The 13691-nt window shown below is 69.5% G+C and carries 14 protein-coding genes; 2 read left to right on the plus strand and 12 right to left on the minus strand.

What is annotated here, in order from left to right; translation table 11 throughout:
- Positions 1–12: 12 nt before the first annotated feature.
- From deoC to V3W46_RS13220, 7 genes are all read right to left on the minus strand, one after another.
- Positions 13–1020, minus strand: coding sequence for a deoxyribose-phosphate aldolase (gene deoC, locus V3W46_RS13190; protein WP_331783584.1), 1008 nt, complete (start codon positions 1018–1020; stop codon positions 13–15).
- On the minus strand, positions 1017–2390 hold the full coding sequence (locus V3W46_RS13195; RefSeq protein WP_331783585.1) for an MFS transporter: 1374 nt from the start codon (positions 2388–2390) through the stop codon (positions 1017–1019). The genes deoC and V3W46_RS13195 overlap by 4 nt, the downstream gene beginning before the upstream one ends.
- Complete coding sequence (locus V3W46_RS13200) at positions 2387–3316, minus strand: bifunctional riboflavin kinase/FAD synthetase (RefSeq protein WP_331783586.1); 930 nt, start codon at positions 3314–3316, stop codon at positions 2387–2389. Before V3W46_RS13200 ends, V3W46_RS13195 begins: the two co-directional genes overlap by 4 nt.
- Positions 3313–3885, minus strand: coding sequence for a hypothetical protein (locus tag V3W46_RS13205; RefSeq protein WP_443069985.1), 573 nt, complete (start codon positions 3883–3885; stop codon positions 3313–3315). Before V3W46_RS13205 ends, V3W46_RS13200 begins: the two co-directional genes overlap by 4 nt.
- 13 nt (positions 3886–3898) lie before the next feature.
- On the minus strand, positions 3899–4267 hold the full coding sequence (locus V3W46_RS13210; protein ID WP_331783587.1) for a hypothetical protein: 369 nt from the start codon (positions 4265–4267) through the stop codon (positions 3899–3901).
- Positions 4264–5187 (minus strand): tRNA pseudouridine(55) synthase TruB, encoded by a 924-nt coding sequence (gene truB, locus V3W46_RS13215; RefSeq protein WP_331783588.1) that lies wholly within the window; start codon positions 5185–5187, stop codon positions 4264–4266. The genes V3W46_RS13210 and truB overlap by 4 nt, the downstream gene beginning before the upstream one ends.
- Positions 5188–5340: 153 nt before the next feature.
- Positions 5341–5955: a hypothetical protein gene (locus tag V3W46_RS13220; protein WP_331783589.1), complete on the minus strand. Its 615-nt coding sequence runs from the start codon at positions 5953–5955 to the stop codon at positions 5341–5343.
- Positions 5956–6078: 123 nt separating this feature from the next.
- Here V3W46_RS13220 and V3W46_RS13225 point away from each other — a divergent pair, with 123 nt between their 5' ends.
- Together V3W46_RS13225 and V3W46_RS13230 are read left to right on the plus strand one after the other, a co-directional pair.
- Positions 6079–6957: an A/G-specific adenine glycosylase gene (locus V3W46_RS13225; RefSeq protein WP_331783590.1), complete on the plus strand. Its 879-nt coding sequence runs from the start codon at positions 6079–6081 to the stop codon at positions 6955–6957.
- Positions 6958–6974: 17 nt separating this feature from the next.
- Positions 6975–7994 (plus strand): ketopantoate reductase family protein, encoded by a 1020-nt coding sequence (locus V3W46_RS13230; protein WP_331783591.1) that lies wholly within the window; start codon positions 6975–6977, stop codon positions 7992–7994.
- A 65-nt stretch (positions 7995–8059) separates the two neighbouring features.
- Here V3W46_RS13230 and V3W46_RS13235 read toward each other — a convergent pair whose 3' ends face one another.
- The 5 genes from V3W46_RS13235 to nusA form a co-directional block, all read right to left on the minus strand.
- Entirely contained in the window at positions 8060–8377 is a 318-nt protein-coding gene (locus V3W46_RS13235) for a YciI family protein (RefSeq protein ID WP_331783592.1), read from the minus strand.
- 99 nt (positions 8378–8476) lie between these two features.
- A complete protein-coding gene (rbfA, locus tag V3W46_RS13240) occupies positions 8477–9004 on the minus strand; it encodes a 30S ribosome-binding factor RbfA (RefSeq protein ID WP_331783593.1) in 528 nt (175 codons plus the stop codon).
- 74 nt (positions 9005–9078) lie between these two features.
- Positions 9079–12138: a translation initiation factor IF-2 gene (gene infB / locus V3W46_RS13245; RefSeq protein ID WP_331783594.1), complete on the minus strand. Its 3060-nt coding sequence runs from the start codon at positions 12136–12138 to the stop codon at positions 9079–9081.
- An 82-nt stretch (positions 12139–12220) separates the two neighbouring features.
- The gene (locus V3W46_RS13250; RefSeq protein WP_331783595.1) at positions 12221–12529 is read right to left on the minus strand and encodes a YlxR family protein; all 309 of its coding nucleotides are present in this window, start codon (positions 12527–12529) and stop codon (positions 12221–12223) included.
- 53 nt (positions 12530–12582) lie between these two features.
- The gene (nusA, locus tag V3W46_RS13255; protein ID WP_331783596.1) at positions 12583–13584 is read right to left on the minus strand and encodes a transcription termination factor NusA; all 1002 of its coding nucleotides are present in this window, start codon (positions 13582–13584) and stop codon (positions 12583–12585) included.
- Positions 13585–13691: the final 107 nt, after the last annotated feature.

The following is a 13691-nucleotide window of genomic DNA, read 5'->3' on the forward strand; positions in this document are numbered from 1 at the left end:
GTCTTGCGTCTCTCAGTCGATCGTCACGTAGTCGGCACCGGAGTAGTGCCCCGACGCCAGCTTCTGGCGTTGCAGCAGAACGTCGTTCAGCAGGCTCGACGCCCCGAATCTGAACAGGTGCGGCTGCAGCCACTGCTCCCCCGCCGTCTCAGCGACGGCGACCACGTATTTGATGGCGTCTTTCGACGCCCGGATTCCGCCGGCCGGCTTCACGCCGATCTGCTCGCCGGTGAGCCGGTACCAGTCGCGAACGACCTCCAGCATCAGCACGGTGACGGGCAGCGTGGCGGCCGGGGCGACCTTGCCGGTCGACGTCTTGATGAAGTCGCCGCCCGCGAGAATGGCGAGCCAGGATGCCCGGCGCACGTTGTCGTAGGTGTTCAGTTCCCCTGTCTCGAGAATCACCTTCAGGTGGGCGTAGCTGCCGTCGGCCCGGCGGCACGCCTCCTTGACGGCGACGATCTCGTCGAAGACCTGGCCGTAACGGCCGGAGAGGAACGCCCCCCGGTCGATGACCATGTCGATCTCGTCGGCGCCGGCGGCCACGGCGTCTGCGGTGTCGGCCAGCTTGACCGGCAGCGATGCGCGGCCGCTCGGAAAGGCGGTGGCGACGGCGGCGACGTTGATGCCGCCCTCGACGGCGTCGCCGTGGAAGGCGCCGAGCGCCTCGACCGCAGAGGGCACCATGTCGCCGTACACGCAGACGGCGGCCACCCGCGGGCAGCTCGGGTCTGCAGCATCCGGAGTCAGGCCCTTCGCAACGAGCGACCGCACCTTGCCGGGCGTGTCGGCCCCCTCGAGCGTGGTCAGGTCGATCAGCGAGATGATGCGATCGAGCGCCCAGGCCTTCGAGGTCGTCTTGATCGACCGGCTGCCGAGGTCGGCCGCCCGTGCCTCGAGGCCGACGGCATCGACGCCGGGGATGCCCGCAAGGTAGCGTTTCAGACTCGACTCGGTCAGGTCACCGCCGACGATCTCGATGGCCCTCGACGCGGGGCTCACAACTCTGTCAATACTCACCGATCAAGTGTACGGCCCTCGGCTGGGCGACGCCCGGTGCCGATCGGTACCTCTGGCGTGCGACGGTGCCAGTCGTCTTCGAGCAGCCGCGGCCGCGCCACCACGAGACCTGCGATCAGGATGATCGGCACCGTCGCCGTGAGAAAGAGCAGCGCGAGCGTCCAGTCGCCGGTCGACTCGCGCAGCACACCGAGCAGCAGCGGGCCGGCCGCACCGATCAGGTAGCCGATGCCCTGCATGAACCCACTGAGGGCGACCGATCCGGCCTGGCTGCGCGTACGCAGGTTGACGAGCAGCAGCGAGAGCGGGAAGAGCAGCGGACCGATGCCGGCGAACGCGACCCAGAGCCACGTGAGCGTGCCGGGTGCGAGCAGCAGACCGAGATCGCCGGCCAGGTAGAACCCGGCGCCGGCCCAGACCAGCCCACCGATGCCGGGCAGCCGCGACGCCAGCAGAGGGATCAGCAGCGACAGCGGTATTCCCATCGCGGAATACAGCGCCAGCAGTGCCCCGGCCTGGGCGGCGTCGACTCCGGCACGCTCGGTCAGCAGCTCGGGCAGCCACGCGAACACGGCGTAGACGTTCAGCGATGTCACTCCGAACATGATCGCGAGGGCCCAGGCGAGCCCCGAGTGCCACACGCGCCCGACCAGCGGGCCGCCGGTTCCCCCGGGCGCGTGTGTTGCTCCGTCTGCGGATTCGTCGGTCTCCGAGACGGCGCGTTCGCCGGTCGCCGAGTCACCGGACGAATCGCCCTTCTCTGGCCTCACCGCCCTCCGGTCGCGCACTAGCAGCACCAACCAGGGCGCGATGGCAATGACGCTGAACACGCCCCACATGCCCACCGACACCCGCCAGCCGGCCTGCTCGCTGACCGGCACCGCGACGAGCGGCGGCACCAGTGAGAACAGCGCCATCGAGGTGGCGTAGAGCGACGTCAGCAGCCCGATGCGATCGGGAAAGTACTTCTTCACCAGTGGCGGCAGCAGAACGTTGCCGGTACCCATCCCCGCGAAGGTCAGGATGCTGCTGCCGACCAGCACCGCGTACGACCCCGACAGGGCGCGACCCGCGTCGCCCAGCACCATCGCGGCCAGGGCGAACAGCAGCAGCGTCTCGAGCCGCAGGTGGCGCTGCAACAGCGGGGTGAGCAACCCGAACGCGGCGAAGCACAGCGGCGGCAGCGTGCCCAGAACGCCGATGCCCAGGCTGCCGAACGGAATGTCGATCTCGATCGCCCCGAAGATCGGCGAGAGGGCCGCGACCGCGGTGCGCAGGTTGATGGCGACGAGCAGCACGCCGGCCAGGGCGAGGGCACGACCGGCCCACAGAGGCCGCACGGGCAGCGGCCGGGCATCCCGAGCGGTCACGCCAGGCGCTTTCGAACCTGCTCTACGTCGTCGTTCATCTGTTCGATCAGCGGTTCGATTCCGGTGAACTTCACCATGCCGCGGATGCGGTCGGCGAACGAGATCAGCACCGTGTGCCCGTAGAGGTCGATGGTCTCGTCGAGCACGTAGGCCTCGACCTGCTTCGGCGGCACGCCGTCGAAGGTGGGGTTGCTGCCGACCGAGATGGCGGCCGGGTAGCGCCGGTCGCCGTCGGTCAGCCAGCCGGCGTACACCCCGTCGGCGGGAATCAGGCCCTCCGACCGCGGCGACAGGTTGGCCGTCGGAAAGCCGAGCTCGCGCCCGCGCTTCGCCCCGTGCACCACTTCGCCCTGGATCGCCGGCGGATGGCCGAGCAGGGCCGTCGCGCGCACGACGTCGCCGTCGGCGAGCAGCTCGCGAATCCAGGTCGACGACACCCGGCGGTCGGAGTCGGGCGCGACGTCGGCGATCACCCGGGTCTCGAAACCGAACTCGGCGCCGAGCGTGCGCAGCAGGGCGACGTCGCCCGCACTGCGGTGCCCGAAACGGAAGTCGCCGCCCACCAGCACCACCCTGGCGTGCAGCCCGTCGACCAGGATGCTCGTGACGAAGTCGCGCGGGCTGAGCGACGCGAGCTCGTTGTCGAACGTGAGCATGAGCGTGGCATCCACACCCGTCTCGGCCAGCAGGTCGAGCTTCTGCTCGTTGCCGACCAGCGAGATGGGCGCCCGCTCGGGGTTCAGCAGGCGGGCCGGATGCCGGTCGAACGTCACGACGACGGCGGCGAGGTCATCGTGCCGTGCGGCATCCAGCAGCTCGCGGATGACCGCGCGGTGCCCGGCGTGCACGCCGTCGAACTTGCCGACGGTGATCGCAGACGGGCCGAAGTCGGCGGGCACCTCGCCGACCGACCTGAAGACCTTCACGACCGGCCCGGGCCAGCGGTCGCCGATGGGCCAGGGGTCGCCGATGGGCCACCGGTCGCCGATGAGCCAGTGGTCGCCGATGGGCCACCGGTCGCCGCCGGTTCTGCCGGCAGCTCGGCCGAGCGCACCGGGCGGTTCTTCGACAGCCAGATCATGCCGAGAACCGGGAGTACCAGCGGCACGAAGCCGTAGCCGATGCCGTAGAACGACCACACCGAGGCATGCGCGAACAGCTCGGGAGCGACGATGCTCAGGGTGCCCACGACGAGCACGCCGAGCATCTCGAACGAGATCGTGATCCAGGCGATGCGATACCACACGGCGCCGCGCGCGACGAGAGCGATGGTCGCCACGATGTACACCGCGGCCGAGACGGCCGAGAGCGTGTAGGCGACGGGTGCGTCGGCGAACTGCTCGGTGATCTGCACGAGCGACCGCCCGAAGGCGCCCAGCGCGAGAATGGCGTAGACCACCACGAGAACACGGCCGATGCCCGCCACCCGGGGCCGTTTGAGGGTCGTGCCGACCGCGGCAGGAACGGTGGCAGGAGTGTCATTGGTCGATGGCATGGCACTGTCGAGTTTAGACGTTCTGAACCAGCCAGATTTCGTTCATTCGAAAGACCATCACGGCGATGGCCAGACAGGCGACGCCGAGCACGACGGTGCTCCACTTCGACCGGTCGATCAGCGCCCAGAACACGGCGGCCACGGGCAGCAGTAGCGCCGACACCATGTAGACCCAGAACGTCAGCACGTCGCCCTGGGGCGGGTTGCCGGCCGCGGGCGACACGATGGCGACGATCAGCTGCGCCACCAGCAACACCTCGACGAGCGCCGTCGCGCCGAGACTGAAGTCGTTCGGCTTGCGCCCGGCGAAGCCCGAGACGAGGCAGAAGACTCCGGCGACGAGGGCCACGGCGATCTGCACGTACGAGAACCAGACGATCATGCGGGCTCCTTGTCGGCCGGGAAGTTCACCAGAACGCGAGCCGCCCCGCCTCGCACTTCGAAGAGCCCGATCAGGTCGCCGGCCGGGTCGATGGCGGCGAACGTCGTGCGGGCCGGGCCGTCGAAGGCGATCTTCTTGCCGTTGCGCAGATCGATCGACTGCTGGGCATCGAGGTCGGCCACGGTGAACAGCGCAGCGGCGACCCGGGCCGGGGGCACGAGCGCCGTCGACGGGTCGAGCGTGTCGATCGCGTGGGCCTGAGCCACGCCGAAGGGGCCGATTCGGGTGCGCCTCAGCGCAGTGAGGTGGCCGCCGACGCCGAGCGTGTCGCCCAGGTCGCGGGCGATGGCGCGGATGTACGTTCCCGACGAGCACGTCACCCGCACGTCGAGGTCGAGCACGGTCGCGCCCGCCGCATCGAGCACTGGCCTCTCGGCGAGCAGGTCGATCGAGGCGATCGTGACCGGCCGGGCATCCAGAACGACCGTCTCGCCCTGGCGCACCCGGGCGTAGGCACGGCGGCCGTCGACCTTGATGGCGCTGACCGAGCTGGGGCGCTGCAGGACGGCACCGGTCTGGGCAGCGAGGCCGGCCGCGATCGCCTCGGGCGTGACGCGTTCGACGGTTCCGGATGCTGCGGTCTCGAGGGTCTCACCCTCGGCGTCGTCGGTGGTGGTAGAGGCCCCGAGCCGGATGGTCGCCTCATACTCCTTGTCGAGCCCGACAACGTAGGTGAGCAGCCGGGTCGCCGAGTTGAGCCCCAGCACCAGCAGGCCGGTGGCCATCGGGTCGAGCGTTCCGGCGTGGCCGACCTTGCGGGTGCCGGCGGCACGGCGGGTTTTGGCGACGACATCGTGGCTGGTGAGCCCGGTGGGCTTGTCGATGAGCAGGATGCCGCTGGTCGGGCCCGAAGAAGTCACCCGACAACGCTAACAGCGGTCGGCACCGACAGCGGCCGAGGATGGCAGCGTTCGGCGCCAACGGCGATTGAAGTCAGCCGCGGTCGAGGTCGGCCGCGGTCGAAATCAGCCGCGGTCGAGCTCAGCCGCGGTCGAGGTCAGCCGCGGTCGGCGTCAACAGCGGTCGGCGAAGAGGCGGCGCGGTGCGGCCGCAACGGTGTCGTCGATGATCGCATCGGCGAGCGGGCGGGGCCCCACGGCTGCCTCGTACAGCTGCTTCGCCCCGGCCTGCTGCGCATCGAGCGTGTCTGCGGGTGTTTCGAGGTAGGCGATGAAGTTGGCGTTGCCGCGCAGCTCGGGGCGCTGCAGAAACGGGCCGTCCACCAGAAGCATCGCGTCTTGCGGGCCGGTGACCCAGCGCGATTCGCGCGGAATGTCGCGGTCGGCGTCGAAGTTCGCCGTGCTGAAGCCGGTGCTGCCGCCCATGCGGAACGGCTGCACGAGCACCCGCAGAAAGGCCGAGTAGTCGTACCAGTCGAAATAGAGCGCTTCGGGTGAGGCGGCTCCGCGCTGGGTGCGAGCCGCCCTCGGTCGCTGGAAGTCGTCGAACGAAGCGCGGAAGACGGCGTGGCCGGCCTCGCGCAGCGCCACGGCGAGGTCGTCGGCGAACGCTCGCGCGCCGACGAGGCCGTCGATGCCGATGAGCACCCGGCCGCGCCGGTAGTTGTGCAAGATCTCGGCCGCGAGAGCGTCGAAGAATTCGCTGCGGGGCGTCGGTGGATAGACCATGCCCCCAGTCTACGAGCGTGGCAGAAGGGCGGGGCAGGGCAGCGCGGGCAGGGCAGGGCACGCGACAGCACCCCGGCCGCCGTGCCGGCATCACCGCGCGCTCCGTTCGGTAACGTTGCGACTGTGACTGCCGAGATCAGCGCCGCGATCATCCCGTGGTTCGCCGCCACCGCCCGCGACCTGCCCTGGCGCCGGCCCGGCTTCCCCCCGTGGGGCACGCTGGTCAGCGAGTTCATGCTGCAGCAGACACCCGTCAGCCGCGTCGTTCCGCGCCTGGCCGAGTGGCTCGAGCGCTGGCCCACCCCCGCCGCCCTCGCCGCCGACTCCCCCGGCGACGCCGTGCGCGCCTGGCAGTCGCTCGGCTACCCGCGCCGCGCGCTCTGGCTGCACGCGGCCGCGGTCGCCATCGTCGAACGGCACGACGGCGTCGTTCCGCGAGACGTGGATGCCCTGCTGGCCCTGCCCGGAATAGGCGACTACACCGCCCGCGCCGTCGCCGCGTTCGCCTACGGCGACCGGCACCCGGTGGTCGACACGAACATCCGTCGTGTGATCGCCCGCGCCGTGCTCGGCCAGGCCGAACCGGGGCCACCGACCGGCCGCCGCGACCTCGCCGACATGGCGGCGCTGCTGCCCGAGGGCCGCGACGACGCCCGTGCCTTCAACGCGGGCATGATGGAGCTCGGCGCCGTGGTCTGCACCGCGCGGGCTCCCCGCTGCGATGAGTGTCCGCTGCGCGCGACGTGTGCCTGGCGGGCCGCCGGGTACCCCGGCTTCACGGGCCGCCGCAAGGCCGTGCAGAAGAAGTACGAGGGCTCTGACCGCCAGGTTCGGGGCATCATCCTCTCCGCGCTGCGGGCGACAGCCGAGCGCCACGACACGGTCTCGGCGGCCGAGGTCGACGCCCTCTGGCCCGATGCAGAGCAGCGCGCACGAGCACTGGCCGGCCTGCTCGTCGACGGTCTGGCCGTCGAATCGAACGGCGGGTTCCGCCTGCCGTGACGCGTTAGCCTGTAGCCATGAAGATCGCCATCGTCGGTGCCGGTGCCATCGGAGGCAGCATCGCCGCCGCTCTCGACCGTGCGGGTCACCAGGTCGAGCTCGCGGCACGCGGTGACAATCTCGTCGCAATACGGCAGAGCGGCATCCGGCTCACGGGCGCGTGGGGCGATCACGTCGCGCATGTGACGGCACACGAACAGCTCACCCGCCGCCCCGAGCTCGCCCTGGTCTGCACGAAGGCGCAGGATGCCCGGGCGGCCATCACCGCGAATGCCGACCTGCTGCGAGGGCTGCCCGTGGTCATCGTGCAGAACGGCCTCGAAGCGCTCGACACGGCCCGCGCCGCCCTGCCCGAGGCGACCTGGATCGGCGCCCTCGCCCTCTACGCCACGAGCTACCTGTCACCCGGCGAGGTGACCGTCACGACGTCGGGCCCGACGTACCTCGGCACCGGCGCGGGACCGGTCGGCTCGGCGGCCCTCGCCGCCGCCTCGACCCTCGCCCAGGGCATTCCGGCGCAGGCGATCGGCAACTTCCGCGGCGCACAGTGGACCAAACTCATCGTCAACCAGGTCAACGCGATGCCTGCGATCACCGGGCTGAGCGCCCAGCAGACCCTCGCACACCCACGGTTGAACCCGGTGATCTCTGCGAGCATGCGGGAGGCCGTGCGCACCGGGTTCGCCCGAAAGATCCACTACGGCAGCGTGCAGGGGCTGAACAACGCTCTGCTGCGCGTGTTCGCGGTGGCACCGGTTCGGCTCGGCGGAGCACTGCCGAGGCTGATGGGGCGACGGATGGGCGGCACTCCGAACCCGGGATCGACGCTGCAGAGCATCCGTCGTGGCCAGCCGACCGAGATCGACTACCTCAACGGCGCCGTGGTCGCCGAGGCTCGGCAGCTCGGCCGGCACGCGCCGGTGAACCAGGCGCTGACCGACCTGGTGCACCGGGTGGAGCGCTCGGGCGAGTTCGTCGCCCCCGACGAGGTCGTCGCAGTCGTCGCTGCGGCCGTCGCTGCCGACGCTCGCAGCTGAGCTGACGTAGCCGCCAGTGCGCGGTAGAGGCCGCGCTGCGTTCAGCCAGGTTCAGCCAGGTTCAGCTAGCCCACGAAGTTGGCCGGGTCGAGCGTGCGGCTGGCCCGGGCCGGCTCGAACTCGAGGGGCTGCCACTCACGGATGCTCGACGAGGCCACGAGGCCCTCGGTGACGAACGGGTCGTTCGCCACGAACTCCTCGGCGGCGTCGCGCGTTCGGAAGACGGCCATCGATCCCTCGACCTCCGGGTCGCCGAAGCTGCCGATCAGCCACAGGCCGCCGCCCTCGGCGAAGGCGTCGAGGTACGCGCGGTGCCGCGGATACACCTCGGCCACGCGGGCGAAACCGGCCGGATCGGCCGTGTAGAGCGTCACGTAGTACACGCAAGAATCGTAAGCCCGTCACCGGCCCCGGTGGAAGGAATTTCACCACGTTGCAGCAAGCGGTGTGAAATTTCTCACCGCAGCCGTGCAACCGAGTGTCTAGCGGGCGCCTTTCCCGGCGTCGGCGTCAACTGCGTCATCACTTTCGTCATCGAAGTCGTCGTCATCGTCATCGTCATCGAAGTCGTCATCGTCATCGTCGCCGATCACGCGCGGCTTGACGTACGGGTCGGCGTCGCCGGCGTACGTGCCCTGCCGGGCCAGTCTCTCCACCTCGGCGTCGCGCGCCCTCGCCTCATTCAGCAGGGAGTCGATGAGCTTCGCGTTCTCGGGGATGCCGTCGGCGATGAACTCGAGCGAGGGGGTGAGGCGCGACGTGATGTTCTTGCCCACCTCGGTGCGCAGCATGCCGGTGGCCGACTTCAGCGCCGCGGCGCTGTCGGCCCGCTCTTCGTCGGTGCCGTACACCGTGTAGAAGATCGAGGCGTGCTGCAGGTCGCCGGTGACCCGAACGTCGGTGATGGTGACGAATCCGAGGCGCGGATCTTTGATGCCGCGTTCGAGCTTCTTCGCCACGATGACCTTGATGCGGTCTGCCAACTTGCGTGCTCTGGCTTCGTCAACCATGACTGATCCTTTCATCGGAAGTGAAAGCGGGGCATCCCAAGGTTCAGGATGCCCCGCCGGGGTACTGCTACCGCCTACGCGCGCGGCTTCTCTTTGAGCTCGATGGTCTCGATCTCGTCGCCCACCTGGATGTCGTTGAACTTGCCGAGACCGATACCGGCCTCGAAGTCGGTACGAACCTCGGTGACGTCGTCTTTGAAGCGACGCAGCGACTCGATGGCCAGGTTGTCGCCGACCACGACACCGTCGCGGATGACCCGCGCCTTGGCGTTCCTCGTGATCGTGCCCGACCGCACGATGACACCGGCGATGTTGCCGAACTTCGACGAGCGGAAGATCTCGCGAATCTCGGCCACACCCGACTGCACCTCTTCGAACTCGGGCTTGAGCATGCCCTTGAGCGAGTTCTCGATGTCTTCGAGCGCGTTGTAGATGACCGAGTAGAACCGCACATCCACACCCTCGCGCGCCGCACGTTCGCGGGCCTTCGGGTCGGGGCGCACGTTGAACCCGATGATGATCGCGTTGTCGATCGTCGCCAGGTCGACGTCGGATGCCGTGACGGCACCCACACCGCGGTGGATGATGCGCAGCTGCACGCTGTCGTCGACCTCGATCTTGAGCAGCGACTCCTCGAGTGCTTCGACAGCACCGGAGACGTCACCCTTGATGATGAGGTTGAGCGACTCGACCTTGCCCTCTTCGAGAGCCTTGGTGAAGTCTTCGAGCGAGATGCGCTTGCGGGCACGGGCCAACAGGGCGTTGCGCTCGACGGCTTCACGCTTCTCAGCGATCTGGCGGGCGGTGCGGTCTTCTTCGGTCACGAGGAAGGTGTCACCGGCGCGTGGCACGCTCGACAGACCCTGCACCTGAACCGGGCGTGACGGGGTTGCCGCCTCGACCGAGTTGCCGTTCTCGTCGTGCATCGCCCGAACGCGGCCGTAGGCCGTTCCGGCGACGATGGCGTCACCCACGTGCAACGTACCCGACTGGATGAGCACGGTGGCGACAGCACCGCGGCCCTTGTCGAGCTTCGCCTCGATGGCGACACCACGGGCATCCTTGTTCGGGTTGGCCCGCAGGTCGAGACCTGCGTCTGCGGTGAGCAGCACAGCGTCGAGCAGCTTGTCGATGTTCGTGTTGTTACGAGCCGACACGTCGACGAACATCACGTCTCCGCCGTACTCTTCGGCGACGAGACCGAACTCGGTGAGCTGCTGGCGCACCTTGGCCGGGTTCGCACCGTCGACGTCGATCTTGTTGACCGCGACCACGATCGGCACGTTGGCCGCCTGGGCGTGGTTCAGGGCCTCGATGGTCTGCGGCATGATACCGTCATCGGCCGCGACAACCAGAACCGCGATGTCGGTGACCTGAGCACCACGGGCACGCATGGCGGTGAACGCCTCGTGGCCCGGTGTGTCGATGAAGGTGATGGCGCGTTCGATGCCCTCGTGCTCGGTGATGACCTGGTAGGCACCGATGTGCTGGGTGATGCCACCGGCTTCACCGGCGACGACGTTCGCGTTGCGAATGGCGTCGAGCAGGCGGGTCTTACCGTGGTCGACGTGACCCATGACGGTGACGACGGGCGGCCGGATCTCGAGTTCTTCATCGGTCTCATCGGCGAGTTCTTCGTCGATGTCGATGTCGAAGCCGAGCAGCAGCTCGCGGTCTTCGTCTTCGGGCGAGACCATCTGGATCTTGTAGCCCAGCTCTTCGCCCAGCACGCCGAACGTGGCCTCGTCGAGCGACTCGGTCGCCGTGGCCATCTCACCGAGGTGGAACAGCACGGTGACCAGGTTGCCCGGGCTCGCGTCGATCTTGTCGGCGAAGTCGGTGATCGAGGCGCCACGGCGCAGACGGATGACCGTCGTGCCGTCACCGCGGGGAACACTGACACCACCGAGCGAGGGAGCCTCTCTCAGCTCGAACTCGGCCCTCTTCGTGCGCTTCGACTTGCGTGCCTTCGCACGACCGCCGCCGCGACCGAATGCGCCTGCGGTACCACCACCGGGGCCACGACCGCGACCGCCGGCTCCACCAGCGGGGCGCGGGGCGCCGAAGGTGTTGCCACCGGCTGCGCCGGGAGCGCCACCGGGGCGGAAACCACCGGCACCGGCCGGGCGAGCGCCACCGGCGCCACCGGGACGGAAGCCGCCGGCACCCGCGGGGCGGGCACCGAAGCCGCCGGGGCGAGCGCCCTGGCCTGCGCCACCCGGGCGCGGGGCGCCGGGGCGGGGCGCGCCGGGGCGAGGAGCGCCGGGGCGGGGGATGTTGCTGGCTCCGCCGGCCGCGGGAGCACCGGGGCGGGGCGCCTGGCCACCGGCCTGCATGCCCTGCTGGCTCGCGAACGGGTTGTTGCCCGGGCGCGGTGCGCCGGGGCGCTGCATGCCCTGGCTCGAGGCGAAGGGGTTGTTGCCGGGGCGCGGGCCGCCGGGGCGGGGAGCACCGGGAGTCGCCGAGCCGGGCGTGGCCGAGGCGGTGCCCGAACCGGCCTGAGCGGCGGAACCGGGAGCGGCCGAACCTGGGGTTGTCGTACCGGGGGCGGCCGAACCGGATGCCGCACCGGGGGTTGCACCGGTCGCAGCGCCTGCGGCAGCACCCGTCGCAGCCGAGCGTGGCGCGGACTGGTCAGTGGAGGGCGCGCTCGAGCGCGGCGCGCTGGGCGCCGACGTGCCGGCAGTCGCGGCCGGAGCCTCGGCAGCGGGCGCGGTCGACGAGGCCGACGGCGAACCGGTCGACGACGCGGCCGGCGCCGACTGGCGGCCGGGCGTCGGGGTCGACGAGGGGCCCGTCGAGCCGGGGCGGCCGGGAGCAGACGAGGCCTGCGAACCGGGCGCCTTGGGCGCGGCGGGGCCGGGCCGTGAGCCCGGGCGAACGGCGGTCGCTGAGGCGACGCCGCCGGCCGAACCCGACGATGAACCGCCGGCGGCGGCAGACGAGGCCTGGCCGCCCGACGTCGCTGCGGCACTCTCGGCCTGCAGCGCCTCTTTCAGGCGCCGGGCCACGGGGGGCTCGATGCTCGATGACGGGCCCTTGACGAACTGACCCATTTCTTTCAGCTTGGCCAGTGCGACCTTGCTGTCGACGCCGAGTTCGCTTGCGATCTCGTGTACGCGTGGTTTTGCCACAATTCTCCTTGTTCGGGCCTACTCCCGAACAGGGGCAGGCCTCAGCTACGTGCGGGACTCATTTCGAGTCGCTCATCAGTTGTCACTCATTTGTGTTCACAATGCCGTTCAGCCTTGTCTGTAGGTTGGCCGTGTCAGGTGGTGTGTTGCCGGGGGCGAGACGAAGTGCACGGGCGAAGGCCCGGCGCTTCACAGCGCTGTCGAAACACGCCTGCGTCGGATGCACGTACGCGCCGCGGCCCGGAAGAACAGCGGCCTCGTCGACGACGAGCACTGGGTTCTGGGCGAGTGCCCTCCGCTGACCCGCGGCCGTGGTCTGAACCACGATGCGAAGCAGAGAGGACTTTTCGGCGCGTGCCCGGCAACCGACACACGTTCTTACTGGATTCATTCTAGCACCCGCCGACTGGCGACACCCGGCAGCGCCGCCGCCGGGAACGCCGTTCAGTCGCCTTCGAGAATCGAGTCGGGCTGGATGTCGATCTTCGCCCCGGTCAGTTTCGCCGCAAGCCTGGCGTTCTGGCCCTCTTTGCCGATGGCGAGGGAGAGCTGGTAGTCGGGCACGAGGGCGCGAACAGCCTTGAGCGAAGCGTCGATCACGAACGAGCTGGTGACCTTCGCCGGCGAGAGGGCGTTCGCCACGAACGTCGGCAGGTCATCCGAATAGTCGACGATGTCGATCTTCTCGTTGCCGAGTTCGCTGGTGACGGCGCGCACCCGCTGGCCGAGCTCGCCGATGCAGGCACCCTTGGCGTTGATGCCGGGCTCGGTGGCGCGCACCGCGATCTTGGTGCGGTGACCCGCCTCGCGGGCGAGCGACACGATCTCGACGAGGCCGCTTGCGATCTCGGGCACCTCGAGCGCGAACAGCTTGCGAACGAGCGACGGGTGGGTGCGCGAGACGGTGATCTGGGGGCCCTTCGTGCCCTTCGACACGGCGGTCACGTACACCCGGATGCGGCTGCCGTGTGCGTAGGTCTCGCCGGCGACCTGCTCTTCGGGAGGCATGATGGCCTCCACCGTGCCGAGGTCGACGTGGATCATGCGGGGGTTCGGGCCCTGCTGGATGATGCCCGCGACGATGTCGCCCTCGCGGCCCTTGAACTCGCCGAGCACGGCGTCGTCGGCGATGTCGCGCAGTCGCTGGTTGATGACCTGTTTGGCGGCGAAGGCGGCGATACGGCCGAAGTCGCTCGGGTTGTCTTCGCTCTCGCCGATGACCGCGCCCTCGTCGTCGAGCTCGGGCACGAAGATGCTCACGTGGCCGGTCTTGCGGTCGAGGTGCACACGGGCCTTCACCGGCTCGTCGGCGTGGCCGTGTTCGGCCTGCCCGGTGTGCTTCAGGTACGCGGTGAGAATTGCCTGTTCGATGATCTGCACGAGCTCGTCGAATGGAATGTCGCGTTCCCGCTCCATGAGCTTGAGCACGCTGAGGTCGATATCCACGGCCGGCCTCCTTCTTTTCTGTATTCAGTTCTCGGTTGGGTTCGTCTTGTCGTGCGCGCCGCCGTCGCTGGCAGGGCGCGCAGCCCAGCTATACAGGATAGCCGAGA

Origin of the sequence: Subtercola sp. YIM 133946, from assembly GCF_036553535.1 — a bacterium.
GTDB lineage: Bacteria > Actinomycetota > Actinomycetes > Actinomycetales > Microbacteriaceae > Subtercola.